The organism is Lysobacter stagni (assembly GCF_030053425.1).
GTDB classification, from domain to species: Bacteria; Pseudomonadota; Gammaproteobacteria; order Xanthomonadales; family Xanthomonadaceae; genus Lysobacter_J; species Lysobacter_J stagni.
Genome location: NZ_JASGBI010000002.1, coordinates 105,184 through 126,810 on the forward strand (window position 1 = coordinate 105,184; position 21,627 = coordinate 126,810).

16 protein-coding genes are annotated in these 21,627 nt (G+C 68.3%); 5 read left to right on the forward strand and 11 right to left on the reverse strand.

Annotation, left to right across the window (positions count from 1 at the left end; genetic code table 11):
- Positions 1–45: 45 nt before the first annotated feature.
- The 3 genes from QLQ15_RS17285 (at position 46) to QLQ15_RS17295 (ending at position 4,702) form a co-directional block, all read left to right on the forward strand.
- A complete protein-coding gene (locus tag QLQ15_RS17285) occupies positions 46–1,191 on the forward strand; it encodes a PAS domain-containing sensor histidine kinase (protein ID WP_283214322.1) in 1,146 nt (381 codons plus the stop codon).
- Entirely contained in the window at positions 1,184–1,549 is a 366-nt protein-coding gene (locus tag QLQ15_RS17290; protein ID WP_283214146.1) for a response regulator, read from the forward strand. The genes QLQ15_RS17285 and QLQ15_RS17290 overlap by 8 nt, the downstream gene beginning before the upstream one ends.
- A 147-nt stretch (positions 1,550–1,696) precedes the next feature.
- A complete protein-coding gene (locus QLQ15_RS17295) occupies positions 1,697–4,702 on the forward strand; it encodes an EAL domain-containing protein (RefSeq protein ID WP_283214147.1) in 3,006 nt (1,001 codons plus the stop codon).
- A 31-nt stretch (positions 4,703–4,733) separates the two neighbouring features.
- On the opposite strand, the gene QLQ15_RS17300 is transcribed toward QLQ15_RS17295, so the two are convergent.
- The 5 genes from QLQ15_RS17300 to QLQ15_RS17320 all read right to left on the reverse strand — a co-directional run bounded on the left by QLQ15_RS17300 (position 4,734) and on the right by QLQ15_RS17320 (position 11,681).
- Positions 4,734–5,834, reverse strand: a complete 1,101-nt coding sequence (locus QLQ15_RS17300; protein ID WP_283214148.1) for an efflux RND transporter periplasmic adaptor subunit — start codon at positions 5,832–5,834, stop codon at positions 4,734–4,736.
- Between the two features lie 26 nt (positions 5,835–5,860).
- Positions 5,861–8,944 (reverse strand): efflux RND transporter permease subunit, encoded by a 3,084-nt coding sequence (locus QLQ15_RS17305; protein WP_283214149.1) that lies wholly within the window; start codon positions 8,942–8,944, stop codon positions 5,861–5,863.
- A 177-nt stretch (positions 8,945–9,121) separates the two neighbouring features.
- Entirely contained in the window at positions 9,122–9,670 is a 549-nt protein-coding gene (locus tag QLQ15_RS17310) for a thioesterase family protein (protein WP_283214150.1), read from the reverse strand.
- Between the two features lie 57 nt (positions 9,671–9,727).
- Entirely contained in the window at positions 9,728–10,594 is an 867-nt protein-coding gene (locus QLQ15_RS17315; RefSeq protein ID WP_283214151.1) for a LytR/AlgR family response regulator transcription factor, read from the reverse strand.
- A 1-nt stretch (position 10,595) separates the two neighbouring features.
- Positions 10,596–11,681, reverse strand: coding sequence for a sensor histidine kinase (locus tag QLQ15_RS17320; protein WP_283214152.1), 1,086 nt, complete (start codon positions 11,679–11,681; stop codon positions 10,596–10,598).
- 189 nt (positions 11,682–11,870) lie between these two features.
- Here QLQ15_RS17320 and QLQ15_RS17325 point away from each other — a divergent pair, with 189 nt between their 5' ends.
- Complete coding sequence (locus tag QLQ15_RS17325; protein ID WP_283214153.1) at positions 11,871–12,479, forward strand: DNA-3-methyladenine glycosylase; 609 nt, start codon at positions 11,871–11,873, stop codon at positions 12,477–12,479.
- A 4-nt stretch (positions 12,480–12,483) separates the two neighbouring features.
- On the opposite strand, the gene QLQ15_RS17330 is transcribed toward QLQ15_RS17325, so the two are convergent.
- The 3 genes from QLQ15_RS17330 to QLQ15_RS17340 all read right to left on the reverse strand — a co-directional run bounded on the left by QLQ15_RS17330 (position 12,484) and on the right by QLQ15_RS17340 (position 16,429).
- A complete protein-coding gene (locus QLQ15_RS17330; RefSeq protein WP_283214154.1) occupies positions 12,484–14,616 on the reverse strand; it encodes a putative bifunctional diguanylate cyclase/phosphodiesterase in 2,133 nt (710 codons plus the stop codon).
- Positions 14,613–15,539 carry a phosphate/phosphite/phosphonate ABC transporter substrate-binding protein gene (locus QLQ15_RS17335; RefSeq protein WP_432277868.1) on the reverse strand — a complete coding sequence of 309 codons (927 nt, stop codon included), beginning with the start codon at positions 15,537–15,539 and terminating at the stop codon, positions 14,613–14,615. Before QLQ15_RS17335 ends, QLQ15_RS17330 begins: the two co-directional genes overlap by 4 nt.
- 89 nt (positions 15,540–15,628) lie before the next feature.
- A complete protein-coding gene (locus tag QLQ15_RS17340) occupies positions 15,629–16,429 on the reverse strand; it encodes an RNA methyltransferase (RefSeq protein WP_283214155.1) in 801 nt (266 codons plus the stop codon).
- A gap of 99 nt (positions 16,430–16,528) precedes the next feature.
- On the opposite strand from QLQ15_RS17340, the gene QLQ15_RS17345 reads away from it, so the two are divergent.
- Positions 16,529–17,347, forward strand: coding sequence for an inositol monophosphatase family protein (locus QLQ15_RS17345; protein WP_283214156.1), 819 nt, complete (start codon positions 16,529–16,531; stop codon positions 17,345–17,347).
- Between the two features lie 81 nt (positions 17,348–17,428).
- Here QLQ15_RS17345 and QLQ15_RS17350 read toward each other — a convergent pair whose 3' ends face one another.
- From QLQ15_RS17350 to secF, 3 genes are all read right to left on the reverse strand, one after another.
- Positions 17,429–17,710 carry a hypothetical protein gene (locus QLQ15_RS17350; protein WP_283214157.1) on the reverse strand — a complete coding sequence of 94 codons (282 nt, stop codon included), beginning with the start codon at positions 17,708–17,710 and terminating at the stop codon, positions 17,429–17,431.
- Positions 17,711–17,832: 122 nt separating this feature from the next.
- Positions 17,833–20,361 carry a Cache 3/Cache 2 fusion domain-containing protein gene (locus QLQ15_RS17355; protein ID WP_283214158.1) on the reverse strand — a complete coding sequence of 843 codons (2,529 nt, stop codon included), beginning with the start codon at positions 20,359–20,361 and terminating at the stop codon, positions 17,833–17,835.
- Positions 20,362–20,640: 279 nt separating this feature from the next.
- Positions 20,641–21,615, reverse strand: coding sequence for a protein translocase subunit SecF (secF, locus tag QLQ15_RS17360; protein ID WP_283214159.1), 975 nt, complete (start codon positions 21,613–21,615; stop codon positions 20,641–20,643).
- Positions 21,616–21,627: the final 12 nt, after the last annotated feature.

The window sequence follows — 21,627 nt, forward strand, 5'->3', positions numbered from 1 at the left end:
GGACCACCGTTGAGCAACGCAACCAACGCGCAGGCGGCGCCGGGCGTGGCATTGAGCCGCGGCCTGGCCGACGAGACACGCCAGCTCGCGCTGCTGATCCGCAGCGTCACCGACTACGCCATCTACATGCTGGACCCGGATGGCTACATCCGCAGCTGGAATCCCGGCGGCGAGCGCATCAAGGGCTACAGCGACCGCGAGATCGTGGGCCAGCACTTCTCGCGTTTCTACACGCCGGAAGACGTCGCGCGCGGCGAACCGGCGCGCGGCCTGCAGTGCGCGCGCACGCAGGGCAAGTTCGAGGCCGAGGGCTGGCGCCTGCGCAAGGACGGCACGCGCTTCTGGGCCAGCGTGGTGATCGACCCGATCTGGCAGGACGGCACGCTGATCGGCTTCGCCAAGGTCACCCGCGACGTCACCGAGCGCCACGTCGCGCAATTGCGCCTGCAGGAAGCGCAGCAGGCGCTTGCGCAGTCGCAGAAGATCGAGGCCATCGGCAAGCTCACGCTCGGTCTGGCGCACGACTTCAACAATCTGCTCACGGTGATCGTCAACAGCCTGGACCTGATCGAACAGTCCGTCGGCACCGATGCGCGCATGCAGGGTTGGATCGAAGCCGCGCTGCGCGCCGCCGATCGCGGCACCCTGCTGACCCGGCAACTGCTGGCCTTCGGCCGCGGTCAGCGGCTGGCGCCCGAGGAGCACGACATCAACGCGCTGCTGCAGCATTCCGGCGAGCTGTACCGGCGCGCGTGCGGCGCGGCGGTCGAGTTCCACTTCGACTTCGCCGACGCGCTTCCCCGCGTCTGGGTGGACGCCGCCCAGTTCGAAGCGGCGATCCTCAACCTGGTGGTCAACAGCCGCGACGCGATGCCCAGCGGCGGCACCATCGTCGTGCGCACGCAGGAACTGCTCGCCTCGCCGCCGGAGTCACCGGACACGCCGGCGCGCCGTTACGTGGCGGTCGACGTGATCGACCCGGGCACGGGCATGAGCCAGGCCATCGTCGAACGCGCGATCGAGCCGTTCTTCACCACCAAGGAAGTCGGACGCGGCAGTGGCCTGGGCCTGAGCCAGGTGTTCGGGTTTGCCCTGCAGACCGGCGGTTTCGCCACGCTGCACAGCGATCCCGGGCACGGCACCACGGTGCGCATCTGCCTGCCCCTGCCCGAGGAAGCGGGCGATGGCTGAGGCGCGCCTGCTGTTCGTGGAAGACGAGGATGACCTGCGCATGCTGGTCGGCGAAGCGCTGCGCATGCTGGGCTTCCACGTGGTCGCCGTCGCGGACGGCCCCAGCGCGCTGGCAGCGATGCAGGAGTCGTCCTTCGATGTGCTGGTCAGCGACGTGAGCATGCCGCACGGCATTTCCGGCATCGAACTTGCCGAGCACACGCTGCGGGTACAGCCCGGCGCCCGCATCGTGCTGGCCTCCGGTTTCGCGCGTGCGCAACTGCCGCCGCTTCCGCCGGGCGTGAGTTTCCTGCCCAAGCCCTACCGGATCGGCCAGTTGGCCGCACTGATTCGCGAGCGCCTGCCCGTCAGCGGCTGAACGCGGGCACCTCGGACTGAAGCTTGCGCATGGGCGGCCGATACCGTGGCCGAGCGACCGGACGTCGCGCGTCCGGCCAGGGATGTGCTCACGGCGTTGTCACGGCGGTGACTACCGAATAGGGGCTTTCCCATCACCCACGATCCGATGGCCCAGAGCGATCGTTCCAGCGATGTACCGGGCGCGTCACAATCCGCCGCGGCGGTGCTCGCCTTCGGTATTGTGCTGGGCGTGGTGATGGCCGCTGCCCTGCTGTACATCGCCGCGTCCGACCGCCGTAACCGGCTGGCCGCGGCGGAGCAGCAGAACCTCGCGCTGACCGTCGGCGCCGAACGGCTGGTGTGGCTGGAACTGCGCAACCTCGAACGCGCCCTGCGCGGCATCGCCGGCGACGCCCAGCGCGTGGCCGCGACCGCGCCGCAACACGCGCTGCCGCTGATGGCCGAGTCGATCTCGGATGTCGCGCGTCGCCAGAGCGAACTGGAAAGCATCGTCCTGACCGACGCCACTGGTCGCGCGCTCATGGATGGGCGTGGCGAAGTGCGTCTGCTGCAGTGGCCGGACATGCGCACGCACCAACCGCGCCAGGCAATGGTGGTGGGTCCGTTGCAATCGCATGGCGGGCGTTGGCTTCTGCCGCTGGCGGTGCGCATGGACGAAACCCGCTGGGTGGTCGCGCGCCTGCAATCGCATGAACTGCAGCGGCTGGTGCGGGACCTCGACATCGGCCACACACGCGTGATCCGCCTGCGCGAAGCGGACGGTCGCATCGTGGCCGACAGCCGCGGCGATGGCTACATCGGGCGGATCGACGATGCGCCCGTGGTGCATGCGGGCGAACCGCGACGCGTGAACCCGGAGCAGCACTACCGCCTCGACGGCATCATCCGTTCCACCGTCAGCGGCACCGTGCCCGACTACCCGCTGCATGTGGATGTCGGCATCGCACGCGAACACATCATGGCGCCGTGGTGGCGGCTGGTCGGCGTGGGCATCGTGCTGTTCGCGCTGTACGCCGCGGGCCTTGCGTTCCTGGTGCATGTGTTGCGACGGAATGCGCGCCGACGCGAGGCGCTGGTGCAGCGCGTCAGCGAAGCCGCCGAAGGCCTGCGCCGCGCACAGGAACTGGGCCGCACCGGCACGTGGACGGCCGATCGCGACGGCACCATCACCTGGGCCGGCCCCGTGGTCGCGCTGATGGGCCTGGAGAAGCACCGCCGGACGGCATCGGGTGAGGAGTTCTACAGCCTTGTTCACCCCAACGACCGCGAACGTGTGGCGGAAGGCTTCACGCAGGCCTGGCGCTCCGGCGAGCCGTTCTCGATCGACTACCGCATCATCGGCGATGACGGACGCGTGCGCTGGATGGCCGTGCAGGGCGCCAGCATCGTCGACGGCGATGGACCTCCGCGCATGGCCGGGACGGTGCTCGACATCAGCGAGCGCGTGGAAGCACAACGACAGCTGGCCGACGCGGGACGCCGTTTCCGCGTGCTGTTCGAACGCAACCCGCTTCCCTTCTGGTTGTTCGATGTGGAGTCACTGCGCTTCCTGGAAGTGAACGAAGCGGCCATGCAGCAGTACGGCTACACGCGCGAGGAATTCCTCGGCATGACCATCCTGGACATCCGTCCGCCGGAGTACCGCACCGAAGTTCTCGACGATCTGGACGAACACCATCGTCTGAACCAGGAAGCCGCGCGCGTGTGGTTGCACCAGCGCAAGAACGGCAGCCTGCTGGAAGTGCGGGTGTATGCCACCGACATCGAGATGGACGGACGCGCCGCGCGCCTGGCGCTGGCCGAGGACGTCACCGAACTGATGGCCCATCAACGCGAGCTGGCGTACCGGGCCAGCCACGACATGGTGAGCGGCCTGCTCAACGCGGATGCGCTGGCCCAGCGCATCGACGCCATGGGCAGGGCCGAGTGCCGCATTGCCTGCATCCAGCTGCGCGGACTGGAGCTGATCGAAGACAGCCTGGGCCTTGAGGCGGGCCGCGAAACCCTGCGCGCGATGGCCACGCGCATCGCACGACTGGGCGAGCGCTACGGCACCGCCGGTCACGTGCGCGGCGACGAGTTCGCGCTGGTCGTGTGTCCGGCAGCCGCATGGCCGCAGGCGCTGGCGCAACTGCAATCCGAACTCGCGCGCCCGATCCCGGGCGAGGACACGCTGCAGCGGCTGGAATCGTGGATCGGCGTGGCTGCCGTGCACTCGGGCGAAGGTACGGCCGCACAGGCCATCGGAAACGCGGGGCTGGCAGCGCACGTGGCGCGCACCGAACGCCGCCCGGTGGTGATGTTCGACGAAGACATGGCGCAGCACGCGAGCGATCGCCTGCGTCTGGCCAGCCGCGTGCATCGCGCGATCGACACGCACGAGTTCGAGCTGCACTACCAGATCCTCTGGGACGTGGCGAAGGCGCGCCCCTGCGGACTGGAAACCCTGATCCGCTGGCCGCAGCGCGACGGCGGCTATGTGCCGCCGTCGGAGTTCATCGGTCTGTGCGAAGACACGGGCCTGATCGTTCCGCTGGGCCGCTGGACGCTGCGCGAGGCCGCCGCCGCGCAGCGCACGCTCGCACAATCGGGCTATGGCGATCTGTCGGTCGCGGTGAACGTATCACTGATGCAGTTCATCGACGGCGACGTCGCCGGCGACATCGAACGCGTGCTGCGAGAGTTCGAACTCCCGCGCAGCGCGCTGCACATCGAGCTGACCGAAAGCGTGCTGATGACCCGCCCCGAACAGGCACTGGACACCCTGCGCAGGTTGCGCAACCGCGGCGTATGCGTATCACTGGACGATTTCGGCACGGGTTACTCGAGCATGTCGTACCTCAAGCTGCTACCGCTGGACGCGATCAAGATCGACCGCTCGTTCGTACGCGACGTGCACCGCGACGAGCGCAACGCATCGATCTGCGAGGCGTTGCTGGCGTTGAGCCATGGCCTGGGATTGAAAGTGATCGGTGAAGGCGTGGAGACGCAGGAGCAGTTCGAATGGCTGCAACGCCGCGGCTGCGACCAGGTGCAGGGCTTCGGTATCCATCGCCCTGCCCCGCTCGCTCAGGTGCTGGAGCAGTTGCGCGAGATGAAGTACTGGGTCGACGGCCCGTGGCGTACGGCCGCCACCAGCGCGCACCACTGAGGCGTGCACGCCCTCTCGAGCGTCCTCGCGATCAGCGCAGCGCAGTGGCCTGTGCCAGGTCCTGCTGGATCGTCACCGGCTGACCGGGTTCGATTCGCTCGCCGCCGCGCACGATCAGGCGATCGCCCGGCTTCACCGCGCCGTCCACTTCGACCATGCCCTCGACCTCGGTGCCGGTCCTGACGGGAAGCCGCTCGGCCGTGTTGTTGGCGGCCACGCGCAGGACGAAGTCGCCCTCACGACGCAGGATCACCGCATCGCGCGGCACGGCGACCACCGAACGTACGCTTGCGCTGGGCATGCCCACATCCACTGCGCTGCCCACTGGAAGCTCGCCGGTCCCCATCGCGATGCGCAGTTCGAGCTGGCGTGAGGTTTCATCGCCCACCGGGACCAGCGCGCTCACCGGATGCGTGCGTTCCTGCTTTCCAACCCGCACCACCACCGGCGTACCGACGCCGAGATGTTCCCCCAGGTCGACCGGCGCGCGCACGCGCACTTCCTGCGCGCCCGTGTCCACCAGTCGCGCGACGGCGTCGCCGGTGTTGACGTACTCGCCCAGTTGCACCGAACGCTCGGCGACGACGCCGTCGAACGGCGCGCGCACCACCATCTGCGTGCGCTGATGGCGCGTCTGGGCCAGCAGCGCCTGCGCGCGGGCGCGTTCCTGCACCAGCGTGTCGCGATCGGCACGCAGCTGTTCGTACTGCGCACGCGCGATGTTCTGCTGGGCGGCCAGCTGCGCGTAGCGCTGCTCCTGGCGGGTGGCCATGTCCAGTTGCGCCTGGATGCGCCCCAGGTCGGCCTGCCCTTCCTGTTCGCGCAGCTTCAGAGTGGTGTCATCGAGCACCGCGAGCGCATCGCCCGTGTGCACCCGCTGGCCCACTTCGGCCACCCGCACCACACGACCGTCCTGTTCGCTGGCGACCTTCGCGTCCTGCCGGCTGATCACGCTGCCCGGCGCCCAGTGACGCGGCGCCAGCTGCGTGGTCACGGCGCGGGCCACGCCCACCACCGCCGGCGGCGTTTCCGGCTTCGCCGGTGCGCTGGCATCCACATCCCAGTGGATCAGCGGGACGACCAGCACGCCCGCGAGGGCGGCGACGATCAGGCTCTTGTGCAGGGTGCGCATGACGACGGCTCCGGGGGAGGGAGGAATCAGGAAACGGTTTGCGGCACGGCATCGAAGACCGGCACGCGGGCGCGGCGGGCTGCGAACAGACGCAGCAGTGCGGGCACGAGGACGACGGTGAACAGCAGGCTCAGGGCAACGCCACCGACGGATACCGCCGCCAGCCCGCGGTAGATCACCGCACCGGGGCCGGGATTGATCGCCATCGGCAGCGCGCCCAACACGCCGGTGAGCGCGGCGATCAGGATGGGACGCAGGCGCTGGTCCAGTGCCTGCTTCAGCGCGTCTTCGAGCGTCGCGCCGGCGTCCTGTGCCTCGCGTGCCTGTGCGACCAGCAGGATCGAATTGTTGATCACCATGCCCAGCAGCATGATGAAACCGATCATCGACAGCAGGTCCAGCGTCTGCCCCGCGATCAGGTCCAGCACGCGCAGGCCGATTACGCCGCCCAGAACCGCCATCGGCAGGGTCGCCATCACGAACGCGCTGTCGCGCAGCGAGCGGAACATCGCTGCCATCAGCAGGAACAGCACCGCCAGCGCCATCGCGAAGTTGATGCCCATGGTGCGCACGACCTGGCCCAGCCGGTCCGCACTTCCGGATACGCGGATCGCCGCGTCGTCGGGCAAGGCGTCGCGCAGCACCGGCACCACGTCGTTGTCGACGATGCCAAGCGCTTCTTCCAGCGACATCGCCGGCGGCGGATCGACGGTGAGCGTGACAGTTCGCCGGCGATCGACTCGACGCATCTGGTTCGGTGCGAGCACGGTGTCCACCTGCGCCAGCTCGGCCAGGCTCAGCACGCCGCCCTGCGGCGTGGCGAGCGGCGCCGCGCCAAGACGCTCCACGTCATCCTCGCGGTCGCTGCGCAGGATGATGGCAAGGCGACGGTCGCCGTCGAAATGCTCGCCCAGCCACTGGCCATCGCCGAGCGTGCGCACGACGGTGCCCAGGTCCGGACGGCGCCAGCCCACTTCGGCCAGGCGGCGATCGTCCGGATTGATGCGCAGCTCCGGCGTTCCCGCATCGGCGTTGGGCCAGGCCTGAACGTTCGCACCGGGGAAGCGTTCGGCAAGCAGTTTGCGGCCCGTCTCCGCCGCTCGCGTGAGCGCGTCGCCGTCGGAGTGCTGCAGATGGATGGCGATGGCGCGCGCCGAACCACCGAAGCTGCCGAACAGTTCGCCCTCACTGGCGAAGGCGCGCGTGTCCGGGAAGCCGACGGCTACCTCGTCGCGCACGATGCGCTCCAGCTCGCCGATGTCGTCGGGATTCACCACGCGCGCGCCGATGGTGCCGCCGCCGGGCCACAGGTTGAGGTACCAGTTGCTCAGTTGCGGCGGCTTCTCACCGTCCATGTACGGGCGCATGCGCGCCAACAGCGTCGGCGCGATCTCGCGATTCACGCGTTCCGGACTCATGCCCGGCGGAAAGTTGAAGATCGCATCCACCGCTGCACGCTTCACCGGCGGCAGGTAGTCGATCTTGGGCATCAGCAGCAGCGTGAGCAGGATGGGTCCGATGACGAGCGCTGCCACCCATGCGATCTGTTGCTTCCGGTCACGCGTGACACGCAACGCCCAGTCGCTCACGCCGGCCCAGTAGCGGTGCTGTTCGCGATCGCCCTCGCGCTGGCGCAACCAGCTCCCCGCCGCGGCAGGCAACACGGTGACGGCGATCAGCAGCGAGATGCCGACCGCAATGGAGATGGTCAATGCGAGATCGGCGAACAGCTGCCCTTCGACGTCGTCCATGAAGATCACGGGCAGGAACACGGCGATGGTGGTGAGCGTGGACGCGACCAGCGCGCCACCCACCTGCTTCGTGCCCTCCAGCGCGGCCTGCGTGGCCGGCATGCCTTCCTCGCGCAGGCGCACGATGTTCTCGGCCACCACCACCGCCGCATCCATCACCATGCCCACCGCGAAAGCCAGGCCAGCCAGTGAGATCACGTTGAGGCTGCGACCCGTCAGCTGCAGCACGATGAACGTGGCAAGCAGCGAGATGGGAATGGCGCAGGCGATCAGCGCGGTAGCGCGCACATCGCGCAGGAACCACCACAGGCAGCCCACCGCCAGCAGCACGCCCGCGCCGAGGCTGCCCGAGAGCAGTCCGATGGCCCGGTTGATGAACACCGAAGCATCGAAGCTCTGGCGGATGTCCAGCCCCTGAGGCTTGAGCTCCTTCTCACGGATGTCCTCGACGACCGCCTTCACCTGGTCGAGCGTGTCGAGCACGTTCGCGCCGGTCTCGCGCAGGATGCGCAGGCCGATGGCGGGATTGCCGTTCTGATAGGCGAAGAAGCGCTGCTCGGGGCGCTTCACTTCCACCGTGGCCACGTCACCCAGCCGCACTGGCCGGCCGTCGCGCCAGGCCAGGATGAGGTTGCCGAGCGCTTCGGGGGAATAGCGCCCGGCGAACCTCAGAACGTACTCACGACGACCGGCCTCGACCACGCCGCCGGAGACGTCCGTCGCGCGCGCGGCGACGTCGGCCACCTGCGGAATCTGGATGCCCAGCGCGGCGGCGCGCTCCAGGTTGAGGGTGATGGTGAGTTCCTCCGGCGCGCCACCGTTGATCTCCACGCCTGCCACGCCTTCCACCGCGGACAGACGCGGCACGATGCGGTCCTCGATCATCTGCCGGTAGTCGAGGATGTCGCCGGCCGTGCCGGGCAACTTCTGCACGAAGAAGAACGTGAGCGAGTTGTTGGCATTGTCCGCGCCGGACTGCACCACCGGTGGCGTCGCGTCGCGCGGCAGCGGCTGCAGCCGGTTCATGCGCGACAGCACCTCCACCAGCATCGCATCCATGTCGCTTCCGACGGCGAAGGTGAGGTTGATGAAACTGTTGCCGGCATTGATGTTGGATTCGATCTCCTCCAGACCGGGCAGCCCCTGCATCACCGCCTCGATGGGTTCGACGATCTCCGATTCCATCTCCTGTGGCGACGCGGCGCGCCAGCTGGTCTGCACGGACATCTGCGGTCGCTCGATGTCCGGGAACAGTTGCAGCGGCAGGTCGAGCAGACTCATCACACCGAACGCGCAGACCATCGCCACGGTGACCGCGACGGCGGCGGGATTGCGCAGGGACATTTCGGTGAGTTTCATCGACGGTTCCGCGGGGGCGAATGCCGGCGCACGATGCGCCCACCCCGCTTTGCCGGAATGGTCCGGAAGTCATTCGTCGCGTGCCGTTGCGGCCAACGGTGTCCACTCCACGACGAACCGTTCGCGCAGGCTCGATGCGTTCAAGACTGGCGCGCTTCTTGCCGTATGCGCGCCGGTTCAGGTCACCTGCACGCAGGCGCCTTCCTTCTGTTCCATGTGGATCGCCACCGCGAGTGCCTGCAGGTCCGACACCACGTCCGGTTTGCAGGGCCTCACGACGGGCTGCCCGATTTCGGCCAGGACCTCGGTCGGACGCACCGCTGCCCGACGCGCCAGGAACGTCGCGCAGACATATGCGGTCGCCTGCGTGCGGCCATGGCGCTCGAATACCTGCTGCAGGTAGAAGGTGGTGTCGTCCCAGTACACGACACGTGTCCGCAGCTGGTAGCGCTGGAATGCCTTGAGCGGATGGCGGAAACGAATCGCTGCAACGGTGGCGAGCGGAGCCCAGCCCCGCTTCAGGAGCGAACGGGCCAGGCCCAGCCGTAACACCATGTCGAGACGTCCCAGGTCGGCAATGGCCAGGTAACGATCGTCGGTCATCTTGGACACGTCGATGTCGTTCGGCAGAACGGTGCACGGCAGCACGAACTCGTCCAGGACGCGCAGGCGCCTGCGCCACGCGAACGTGAGGATGAGCCACAGCAAGCGCAGCCTGAGCCGCATCACACACCCTCGCCGACGGTCCTTTCCTCTGAAACGCGATCCGCCGTCGAAACGGCCTTACAGCAACAGCGCCAGCTTGTCCCGATGCGTGCGCGACAACTTCAGTTCCTGCCCGCAATCCAGCCGCAGGAAGCCCTCGCCGTTGGTGTGCGGGCGCATCTCGACGACGCGCCGGGCGTTCACGATGGTGGAACGATGGATGCGCGGGAAACGCTGCGGGTCCAGCTGCTTCTCCAGGTCGCGCATCGTCGCGCGCAGGACCAGCGTCTCGCCCTGCGCCGTGTCGCCGTCGGTATGGATGCACATGTAGTCGCCCGCGGCATCGATCCAGCGGATGCTGGACAGGTCCACGCGCACGGTGCGGCCGCCGTCGCGCACGGCCAGCTTGTCCTCGCGGCGAAGTTGCTCCAGTGCGTCGGGCTTCAGCGCTTCGTCCAGGTCCAGCAGCGGTCGTCCGCTCAGCTCGCCCAGCAGGCCCAGCAGGTGCGCGCGGTGATCGATGGCCTGCCGCTGCGAGCGCGCTTCGCGGACGCGGGCCAGCGCCTGCGCCAGGCGCGCTTCGTCGACGGGCTTGAGCAGGTAATCGGTGGCCGAGGCCTCGAATGCGCGGATCGCGTAGTGGTCGTACGCGGTCACGAATACCACCAGCGGCATCTCGGCGGTGGGAATGCTGCGCAGTGTCTGGAAGCCATCCATGCCCGGCATCTGCACGTCGAGGAAGACCAGGTCCGGACGGTCGCGACGCAGGGCTTCGATGGCCGAAGCACCATCGCCGTACTCGCCGACGATCTCCACGTCGGGGTGCGATTCCAGGCGGATCTCCAGCCCGCGCCGCGCGAGCGGCTCGTCGTCGACGATCAGCGCGCGCAGGGGCAGGTGCGTCGTGTTGGCTTGCAGCGTCGCGTGGTCGACGGCCCGGTCCATGTCAGTCTCCACCCAGTTGCTTGGTCTCGAACGGCAGCCGCAGCGTCACCTCGATACCGCGCTCGCGGTTGCGCACGCCGAAACTGCTTTCCTCACCGTACAGCACGTTAAGTCGTTCGCGCGTGTTGCGCAGCCCCACGCCCTTGCCCGGCGGCAGCTGCCCACCCTCCAGGCTCTGGCAGCCGGGGCCGTCGTCCGTCACACGCAACACCAGTTGCTGGCCATCGCGTTGCGCCTCGATGCGCAGCGTCCCGCCTTCGATCTGCTTGGCCACGGCGTACTTGATCGCGTTCTCCACCAGCGGCTGCAGCAGCAGGCTGGGCAGCAGCGCGCGCCAGCAGTCCTCATCGATGTCGGTCTGGATGCGCAATCGCTCGGCGAAGCGGATCTTCTCGATGTCCAGGTACAGCGTCAGCGCATCCAGCTCCTGTCGCAACGTGACACGCTGCATCGGGTCGTTGTCGAGCGAATGGCGCAGGAACGACGACAGGCCCTGCACCATGCGGTTGGCGGTGGCGTTGTCACGATCAAGGATCAGCGTGGAGATCGCGTTGAGCGTGTTGAACAGGAAGTGCGGGTTGAGCTGGTAGCGCAGCATCTTCAGCTGCGCCTGGTGGGCCATGCTGCGCGCGGCCAGCGCGCGTTGCGTTTCATCCTGCAGCTGACGGTAGTACTTGATGCCCAGGTACATGCCCACCCACGCCAGGACGACGTAGATGTAGCTCAGCGAATAGGCCAGGTACGCGATGCGGCTGGTGGGCGCGCAGGTGTCGCAGAACTTCACCAGCACCGCGCGCGTGGTGAGATCCATCACGGCCGAGCTGGCGAGGATGGGAAGGATCATGGTCGCCAGCAGCTTGCGCGGCGACAGGCCCCAGCAGGCGCGCAGCAGATAGCGCAGGCCCAACGTGACGATGAAGCCGGTGCACGCGGCCGTGAGCGGGACGATCCAGTAACCCGACGGCTTGCCGTAGGCGATGGCCTGGATGTAGCCGAGGCTGAAATAGCCGACCCAGCCACCGGCGTGGAGGATCCAGAACAGGTGCTGGCGCGGAAGATCCAGCGGGTGGGTCGCGGTGATGGCCATGGCGTGCCGTGCAGGCGGCGGAGTACAGGGTTCCGATGCTATCGCCTGCAGAGGTCGGCACGGCAACGGTTCGTCGGCCGATTCGCACGCTTCGCCGCCGGAGGCCTCCCGTCGGCAATGGCATCGCGATGCAGGAATGGCCAGGGTGGCGTGAACGCGCGATGCGCGCGACCGCATTAGCATTCAGCGATGGTCCTCACGCCCCTGCCCCGCACCTTCTACGCCCGCGATTCGCGCGAGGTCGCTCCGGAGCTTCTCAATCGCGTCGTGGTGACGGCCGACGGTCGCGCCGGTCGCATCGTGGAGGTCGAGGCCTACCGCGGCGGCGAGGACCCGGCCGCGCATTCCTTCCGCGGCCCGACCAGGCGCACGCGCGTGATGTTCGGCGAACCGGGCCACCTGTATGTCTATTTCATCTACGGCATGCACTGGGCGATCAACGCGGTATGCGGCGAGGGCGCCGGCCACGCGGTGCTGATCCGCGCACTGTCGCCGCTGCAGGAAATCGAACGCATGCGCACGGCGCGTGGCACGAACGACGACCGCCTGCTCGCCAGCGGCCCCGGTCGGCTCGCACAGGCGTTGGGCATCGACGGTGCTTTCAACGGCGTGGACATCACCGATCCGGCCTCGCCGGTGTGGTTCGCCGACGACGGTACGCCGCCGCCGGGCGCACCCATCGCGTCATCGCGCATCGGCATCAGCAAGGCGGTGGACGAGCCGTGGCGATGGCACGTGCCGGACGACCCGCACGTCTCGCGCCGTCCTTCGCGCGCCGCGCGGCGCGCACGGCGCTGAACCGTCAAACGCGCAGGGCGAGGAACTCTTCGGCGGTCACCGGATGGCCCAGCCAGTAGCCCTGGGCGAAGTCGCAACCGCGTTCGCGCAGGATCGCGTACTGGCCTTCCTTCTCGACACCCTCGGCCACCACCATGATGCCCAGCGAGTGCGCCATCGCGATGATGGCAGTGGTCAGCGCGAGGTCGTCCGGATCGCGCAGCACGTCGGCGACGAAACTGCGATCGATCTTCACGCCATCCACCGGCACGCGGCGCAGATGGCTCAGGCCCGAGAAGCCGGTGCCGAAGTCGTCCAGCCACACGCGGATGCCCATGCCGCGCAGTTCCGACAGCAGCGCGCTGGCGTGCAGCTCGTCGCCGATCACCGCGGTCTCGGTCAGTTCCAGGTGCAGCAGCTTCGCGTCGAGCCCGGTCTCGCGCAGCGACGCGGAAATCACCTCCGGCAGATCGCCGCTGCGCAGCTGGCGCGGCGAGACGTTCACCGCGACGAACAGCGGGTGCTCGTCGTCGCGCTCCTGCTGCCAGCGCACGGCATCGGCGCATGCGGCATGCAATACCTGTGGGCCCAGCACTTCGATCAGGCCGCTCTGCTCGGCCACGTCGATGAACACCGATGGCGCGACGAAGCCCAGTTCCGGGTGACGCCAGCGCAGCAGCGCCTCGGCGCCGATCATCGCGCCATCGACCAGGCGGAACACCGGCTGGTAGACCAGGCTGAGTTCGCCGCGATCCCACGCACCACGCAGCTCCTGTTCCAGGTGCACGCGACGCTCCACCGCCTGGTTCATCGCGCGGCTGTAGAAACGGAAGCAGTTCTTGCCGGCGACCTTCGCCTGGTACATCGCGATGTCGCCGTTCTTCATCAGCGTGGTCGCGCTGGCGGCGTCCTCGGGGAACATGGTGATGCCGATGGAAGTGCCCAGGAACACCTGGCGATCCTGCACCGTCATCGGCACGCCCAGTTCCACCACCAGCGTCTCGGCCAGTTGCGTGGCCAGACCGCGTACGTCGTCGCCGGTGGCGTCCGTGCCCTGCACGAGGATCACGAACTCATCGCCGCCGAAGCGCGCGAGCAGCGCGTCCTCACCGCCCACGCGCTGCACCGCGGTCTCGATGCGGCGCGCGCACTGCAGCAGCACTTCATCGCCCGCGTCGTGCCCGAGGGTGTCGTTGACGCGCTTGAAGTCGTCGATGTCGGCGAACAGCAGCGCGAGCTGGCGGCCGGCACCGTGGATCTGGTCCAGGCGGCTCTCCAGCGATTCGCGGAAGGCCAGGCGGTTGGCCAGGCCGGTGAGCGCATCGGTGTAGGCCATGCGCCGGATCTCGCGATCGTGGCGGGCCAGGCTGCGGTTCATGCGGTCGAAGGCGCGCATGAGGTCGCCGACTTCGTCGTTGCGGTCGTCGATCGGCGTGGCGGTATCGAAATGCCCGTCCTCGATCGCGTGCGCCGCGTCGGCAAGCTGGCGGATCGGGCGCACCAGCATCCGCTGGATCAGCCCCAGGGACAGCGCACCGAACATCAGAAGGCCCACGCCCAGCAGACCGATCCAGATCACGTGGCGCTGGCTCAGCGCATCCAGTCGCGCGCGCAGCCTGCCCACCGCATCGTCCTGGTCGCGCCGCATGGCCTGCGTGTCGTAACCCACGCGCACGCCACCGATGCGTTGCCGGCCGATCATGATGGGCATCGAAACGTCCATCACGTCGCTGGCGATCTGCGTGTGCAGGCCCTTGGCTTCGATCACCTGCGTGGCCAGCGGATCGTCCATGCGGCGGCCGAAATGCGCGATCTCATCGCTGCCGTCGTGCACGACCTTGCCGTTCTCGTCGTACACCACGACGTAGCGCACCGCGGGCGTGCGCAGCGTGGTGCGTGCAAGCACGCCGATGGCATCCAGGTCGGAGTAGTACAGCGGATTGGTCAGCGTCGCCGCGAGCTGCGTCACCGCGCCCTCGCCCTGGCGGCGCAGGCTCTGCGCGACGATGGTGCGCATGGCCTCGCGGCTCACGCCCTCGACCTCGCGGCGCATGCGTTCCTGTCGGTTCAGCAGCAGTGCGACCAGCGCCACCACCACGATCAGCGCGATGCCCAGCAACATCAGGAACCGGGCCTGCAGGCCCATCCGCAGCTTCATTCGACCTCCGCCCGCACCCGCGCGACACCTTCGGAGATGCGGTCGAGGGTGCGCCTGGAGTCCGGATCGACCGGCATGAAACGCGTGGTGTTGAAGAAGCGCAACAGCGCGTCGCCCGCTTCCGGGTCGCCGGCGGCGTCGAGCAGCACTTCGCGCAGGCGCGCCTCGACGCGCGGATCGAGGTTGGAGCGCACCATCTCGATCGCTCGCGGATAGTCCGTGGTTTCGCCGATGACCATCAGGTCGTCGCGGAACGCCGGGGGCATGCGCTTGGGGTTGTTCCAGTCGAGATTGCTCATCACGCCGACGTCGGCCAGGCCCTTGTGCACCCAGGTCGAGATGTTCAGCTCCGACCAGGCGAACAGGTAGCCCACGCTGCCAGGCTCGATGGTGTCCTCGGGCGAGAGCAGGATCTCAAGCGGCAACCCACGCGTCAGCAGTTCCGCGGCCGGCACGAAATACGCACTGGTGGACGTCGGACGCTGGAAGGCGATGCTGTGGCCGGCCAGCTGGTCGAGCGAATGCACGTTGCCGTCGCGACGGGCGAAGAACACGCTGTGGTAGTGGCTGGCGCCGTCGCGCTCGGTGAGCAGCAGCGGGCGGGCGCCGGCGTTGCGCTGCAGGAGCATCGCCGTGCCGGTGGTCTCTGTGACCCAGTCCACGCGGCCACGGCGCAGGTAACTCGCCATCTGGTGCGAGTCCTTGGCCATGAGGATGCGCCCCTCGGTGATGCCGACATCGCGCATCCGCGGGACCACGTAGTCCAGCAGGGCCTTGAGTTGTTCGTAGTGGGTCTTGGGATCGTCGCTGATGCGGCCAAGCACCAGCACGCCGGGCGCGTTGCCCGCGATCGCCGAATGGGATGCGGTCGCCGTGGCCAGCGCGAGGAAGATCAGCAGGGCGATACGGCGCAGGCTGGCGATCAAGAACGACGACCCGGTCGGAATGCCGGAGCCAGCGTAATCGAAAATCCGGCTGACCCGATACGGCAAAGCGACGGCCGGGACGCAGTTCAGCGTTTTGACCCGGCCAGCATCGCCATGCGCTGGGCGTCGGCCAGGATGCCGCGCAGGATCCGCACCTCGCGCGTGTCCAGCCCGGCCCGCAGGTACAGCCGGCGCAGTTTGCGCATTGCCGACTCCGGTGCCCGCCCCTTGTGGAAGTCGATGGCGTCCAGGGTTTCGGCCAGCTGGGCGAAGAAGCCCTCCATCTCCGCATGCGAGGCCGGCGGGTCGCGCTGCTCGGCCTCGCCCGCGGCCTGCGATCCGACCGTGTCGAGCACGGCCATGCGCAGTTCGTAGCTCAGGACCTGCACGGCGGCGGCGAGGTTGAGCGAGCTGTAGTCCGGGTTGGCCGGGATATGGACGGCGGCGTGGCACAACTGCAGCTCGTCGTTGCTCAGCCCGGTGCGCTCGCGTCCGAAGACCAGGGCGACCTCGGCACCGCCCGCGGCTTCGCCCACCGCGCCCACCGCGCGCGCCGCCGCGTCGCGCGGGGACAGCTCCTCCAGCTGGACGCGACGGCTGCGGGCGGTACAGCCCAGCACCAGGCGGCAGTCGGCCACGGCATCGGCCAGGGTCTCGACGGTGACGGCCTCGCCGAGCACGTCGTCCGCGCCGGCGGCCAGGGCGTAGGACTCGGCGCTGGGGGCCTTTTCGGGCGCCACCAGCACCAGGCGCGAGAGCCCCATGGTCTTCATGGCGCGCGCGGCCGAGCCGATGTTGCCGGGGTGCTGGGTGCCGACCAGGACGATGCGGACACGGGCCGCCGGGGCATCGGCAGCGGGACGGGGGGAATTGGATTCGGAACTCATGGTTCGCAATGGTAAACTCCGCGACCCGGTCCAGAACCGGCGCGCTCTTTACCGCCGCCAGTCCATCCTCCCCCGTCCCCCGAACGAGGCGCTTGCCCCATGCAGAAACCCGCCGTCACCCTCATGGTCAAGGCCGCCCGCGCCGCCGGCAACGTGCTGCTGCGGCACATGAACAAGCTCGACGCGCTGAACGTGGTCGAGAAGGACCGGATGGACTATGCCAGCGAGGTCGATGGCCTCGCCGAGAAGGAAATCATCAAGGAATTCCGCCGCGCCACGCCGGACTACGCCATCCTGGGCGAGGAAACCGGTTCGATGGGCCAGAACCGCTTCACCTGGGTGATCGATCCGCTCGACGGCACCAGCAACTACCTGCACGGCATCCCGCATTTCTGCGTGTCGATCGCGCTGGTCGAGAACGGCGAGCCGATCCACGGCGTCATCTTCGACCCGCTGCGCAACGACCTGTTCACCGCCAGCCGCGGCAGCGGCGCCATGCTCAACGAGCGCAAGATCCGCATCGCCGACCGCAAGGATCTGGCCGGCGCGATGGTCATCACCGGTTTCCCGCCGCGCGAGCGCGAGCGCGTCAGCGCGCAGCTCAAGTGCGTGGATGCACTGCTGCTGGAGGCCGAGGACATCCGCCGTACCGGTTCGGCCGCGCTGGACCTGGCCTACGTCGCCTGCGGCCGCGCCGATGCCTACTTCGAAGCCGGCGTGAAGCCGTGGGACATCGCCGCCGGCGTGCTGCTGGTGCGCGAGGCGGGCGGCAAGGTCTGCGATTTCCGCGGCCGCACCACCGGCCCGATGGACAACCGCGGCCTGCCGGGGCGTCAGCTGGTCGCCGGCAACCTCAAGATCTGCGACGCCCTGCAGCAGAAGATCGTCAACACCGGTTACGCGGCCGCGTTCGACTGATCGCATCGCACGGGCGCCGATGACGAAAGGCCGCGCATCGCGCGGCCTTTTCGTTTTCGCGACCGTCGTCCGCCACGGGCCCTACTGCAGGGTCGACTGGCACTGCTCGAATTCAGCGCTCAGGGTGTTCTTGAAGACGTCGTCGCCGCCGGTGCGGAACGCGTCCGCCATCTGCGCGTTGGACACCTTGCGCGCCGAGGCCTTGAGGAAGCACGAACAGAACCGGTTCGCCTGGACGGGCGTGAGCCGGCTGTGTTCACCCAGGCGCTGCTCGCAGGTCGCCTGCAGCTCGTCGTCGCCGACCGACCGGGTGCAACCCACGCCGCACAGGACGAGCAGGAGGGAAATCAGGACGGTTCGCACGTGGGAAGCCTCCTTCGTTCGTGGGCACGCGTCGCGCGTATTGTCGCGCACCGACCGTGTTGCCCGCACCGCGGGCGCACCTCCCATCCCCCGACGGAGGCGTGCGCCCGCGATGCGTGCCCTCAGGCCACGTTTGCCCTGCGCGGGTGCGAGGCCGCCTCGGCGCTCCCGCGGTGCTGGGCCGATACGACGAACTGGCGCACTGCGTCGGCCAGGGTCTGTGCCTGCTCTTCCATGCTGTGCGCCGATGCCGAAGCTTCCTCGACGAGCGCGGCGTTCTGCTGCGTGCTTTCGTCCATGTGCGCGATGGTGGCGCTGACCTGTTCGATGCCCGTGGTCTGCTCCTGGGACGCATTGGAAATGTCGGCCATGATGTCGGTGACGCGGCGCACCGAGGCGACGATCTCACCCATCGTGGCGCCAGTGCGGTTCACCAGCGTGGAACCGTCGTGGATCTTCGCCACCGAGTCCTCGATGAGGCCCTTGATCTCCTTGGCCGCCTGCGCGGAACGCTGGGCGAGCGAGCGCACTTCCGATGCCACCACCGCGAACCCGCGTCCGCTCTCGCCGGCACGCGCAGCTTCCACGGCGGCGTTGAGCGCCAGGATGTTGGTCTGGAACGCGATGCCATCGATCACGCCGATGATCTCGGCGATGCGCTGCGACGCCGACTCGATGTCGCGCATGGTCGCCACCGCCTCGCCCACCACGTCGCCGCCCTGCGCGGCGACCGCGCCAGCGTCGATGGCGAGCTGATTGGCCTGGCGTGCGGATTCGGCGTTCTGGCGCACGGTGGAGGTCAGTTCCTCCATCGACGCGGCGGTTTCCTCCAGGCTCGCGGCCTGCTGTTCCGTGCGCGTGGACAGATCGGCGTTGCCCGAGGCGATCTCGGCGGCGGCGGTGTTGATGGCGCTGGAAGCGTCCTGGATCCGGCCGACGATGGCAGTGAGCTGCGCCACGGTGGCGTTGGCGTCGTCGCGCATGCGCTCGAACACGCCATGGAACTGTCCGTCCATGCGCTGCGTGAGGTCGCCGCGGGCGATCGCGCGCAGCAGCATCGAGACGCGCGCGAGGTTGTCGTCGCTCACCGCCATCATCGCGTTGAGGCCATCGAGCATCACGCGGAAGTCATTGCGGAAGCGCATCGCATCGCCGCGCACGCTGAAATCGCCCATCGCAGCCGCAGCCGCGAGGCGCTTGATCTCGTCGTTGATGGCCGACAGGCTGGTCTTGACGGCGTCCATCGTGCGCGTGAGCACGGCCTTCTCGCCGGGCAGGCGCTCCATGTCGACGGACAGGTCGCCCTCGGCGTAGTGCTGCATCACGTCCACCAGCTGCATCTTCACCGCGATGTGCGAGGCGACCAGCGTGTTGGTGTCGCGCACCATCTGGCCGTACTGGCCCGGGAACGCGGTGTCGTCCATGCGGTGGCTGATCTGGCCGGCGTCATGGCGTGCGGCCATCTCGCGCTGGGCGGCGATGACCGACTGCACCTGCTCGCGCATGCGCGCCATCGAACGCTGCAACCCGCCCAGTTCGTCGTCGCGGGCGGGCGGCATCGCGCCGTCCATGCGGCCCTGCGCGACGTCGTCGGCAAGGCGCGATGCAGCGGCCAGCGGGAAGATCACGATGCGGCGGATGCTCACCCACGACACGGCCAGGATCACCAGCAGCGTCACCAGCGAGGCGATCGCGATGAGTACGGTCAGCGCGTGGGTGGAGGCGACGATCTGCGCCTGCGGTTCGGCGGCGACCACGGCCCAGTGCCAGGTGGGGAAGGTTTCGACCGCCAGCAACGTCGGTGCGGGCGTGGCACCGTCCTTGCCCGTCATGCTGGCCTCCACCACGCCACCGCCCGCGGCGATGGCGGCGTCCAGCGCGCGGTAGCCGGCCGCGTCGAAGTGCGCACGTACAGGGGCGCCTTCCGCCGCGGAATGGATCGCGAAGGTTTCCTCACCCGCCTTGGTGCTGTCGATCACGAAGAACTGGCCGGCCTCGCCGATGCGCATCGACGACACCTTCTCCTTCAACGCGGTCAGTTCCTGCCCGTAGTCCTTGCCCACGAAGAGAATGCCCACCATCTGGCCCGCGTCGTCGTGCAGCGGCCGGTAATGGACCATGTAATCGCGGCCGAAGAGCTTGGTCTTGCCGGTGTAGGGCTCGTCCTTGAGCATGCGCGCGTAGGCCGGGCTGTCGTGTGCGAGCTTCGTGCCGATCACGCGCTCGCCCTTCTCGTTGCGCACGGACGTCGCCACGCGGGTGAACTCCTCGCCCTGCCGGACGAAGAGGCTGACCACGGCGCCGGTGTCCTGGGTGAAGCGATCCACGCCAGCGAATCCGGCGTCCACCTTCCTGTCCTGCAGCCACAGCGTGGGCAGGCCATCGTCCTTCGCGGGAGCCAGCCGCACGGAACCGCTGGCGAACGCGGTCTGCAACGCACCGCCCAGCGTGCGCGTGGCTTCGGTCAGGCTGTGCTCGTAGGTGGCGACGTTGTCGCGCAGGATCTGCGCAGTCGCGCGCAGGTCGTGGCTGGCGCGCTCTTCCACTGCCTGCGCAGCGTGACGGTTCACCAGCACGGCCAGGCCGGCGAGCATCAGCACCATCGTGACGCCCAGCGTGAAACCGATCTGGTGTCCCAGCGACGAACGCACCCAATGCAACAGGCCGGACCGCCGGTGATTCAGCGGGGAACGCGGGCTGCGATCGGCCGCATGGGCGGCGGAAGGAAGGGCGGAGAGGGACATGGCGAGCGCCGGGTATGGGGGTCGCCCCGTTATCGGCCGACTCATTTGTGACTTGAGTCTCACAATCCCCGATGCGGTAACTCTGCCCCGGCGCCGTGAACCTACCGGCCCCTTGCCGTCGCTTCCGGAAAAAAGAAAAGGCCGCGCAGTGCGCGGCCTTCTCCAGGAACCTTACGACGGTCCGGCTTACGGACGACGCGCCAGAGCGGCCTCGTCCTTGGCCTTCGGCAGCAGGTCCTGCTTGGTGACCTTGAACGGCCCCAGCGAAAGCATCGGCACCGCCACGAAGATCGTGGACACCACCACGACCACCGCGCCCACCATGTGGGTCAGCGCCAGGCCTTCCATCGACGAGCCGCCGTACAGGTACAGCGCCCAGGCCGAGAGGAAGAACATCACCGCCGTGATCACCGTGCGCGAGAGCGTCTGGTTGATCGAGCGGTTCAGCACTTCCATCGAGTCCACGCGCAGGGTGCGGAAGTTCTCGCGCACGCGGTCGAACACCACGATGATGTCGTTGATCGCGAAGCCCATCACCGACAGCAGGCCCGCCAGCACGGTCAGGTCGAACTCGCGACCCGTGCCGTAGATGTAGGCGGCCGTGACGATCAGGTCGAAGAACGCCGTGAGGCTGGCGACCAGTGCGAACTTCAGCTCGAACCGGAAGGCGATGTAGATCACGAAGCCGACCAGCATGAACAGCGTCGCGTAGATACCGTCGCGCACCAGGTCGGCGCCCACCTGCGGACCGACGAATTCGCTGCGCAGCACGCGCGCCGGGTTCTCGGCGGTGGATACCGCCTGGACCACCTGGTTGGCGATGGTCTTGTCGCCCATCGTGTTGTTGCTTTCGCCATGCGGTTGCAGGCGGATCATCAGGCCGTTACCGCCGCCGATGCCCTGCACCTGCGCGTTCTCGAAGCCGGCGGCGGCGAGCTTCTGGCGGACCTGCTCGACGTCGGCCGGCTTCTCGAACGCGGTTTCCACCAGCGTGCCGCCGGTGAATTCCAGCGCATAGGCTTCCTTGCGGAAGCCGAACGTGCCGATGACGATCAGCGAGGCGATCACCAGCAGGACCACCACCGTCATCGCGACATAGCGCGTGCGCAGGAAGTCGATCTTGGTGTCGTTGGGGATGAGATGCAGCGGGAAAAGTTTCATTGATTCGTTCTC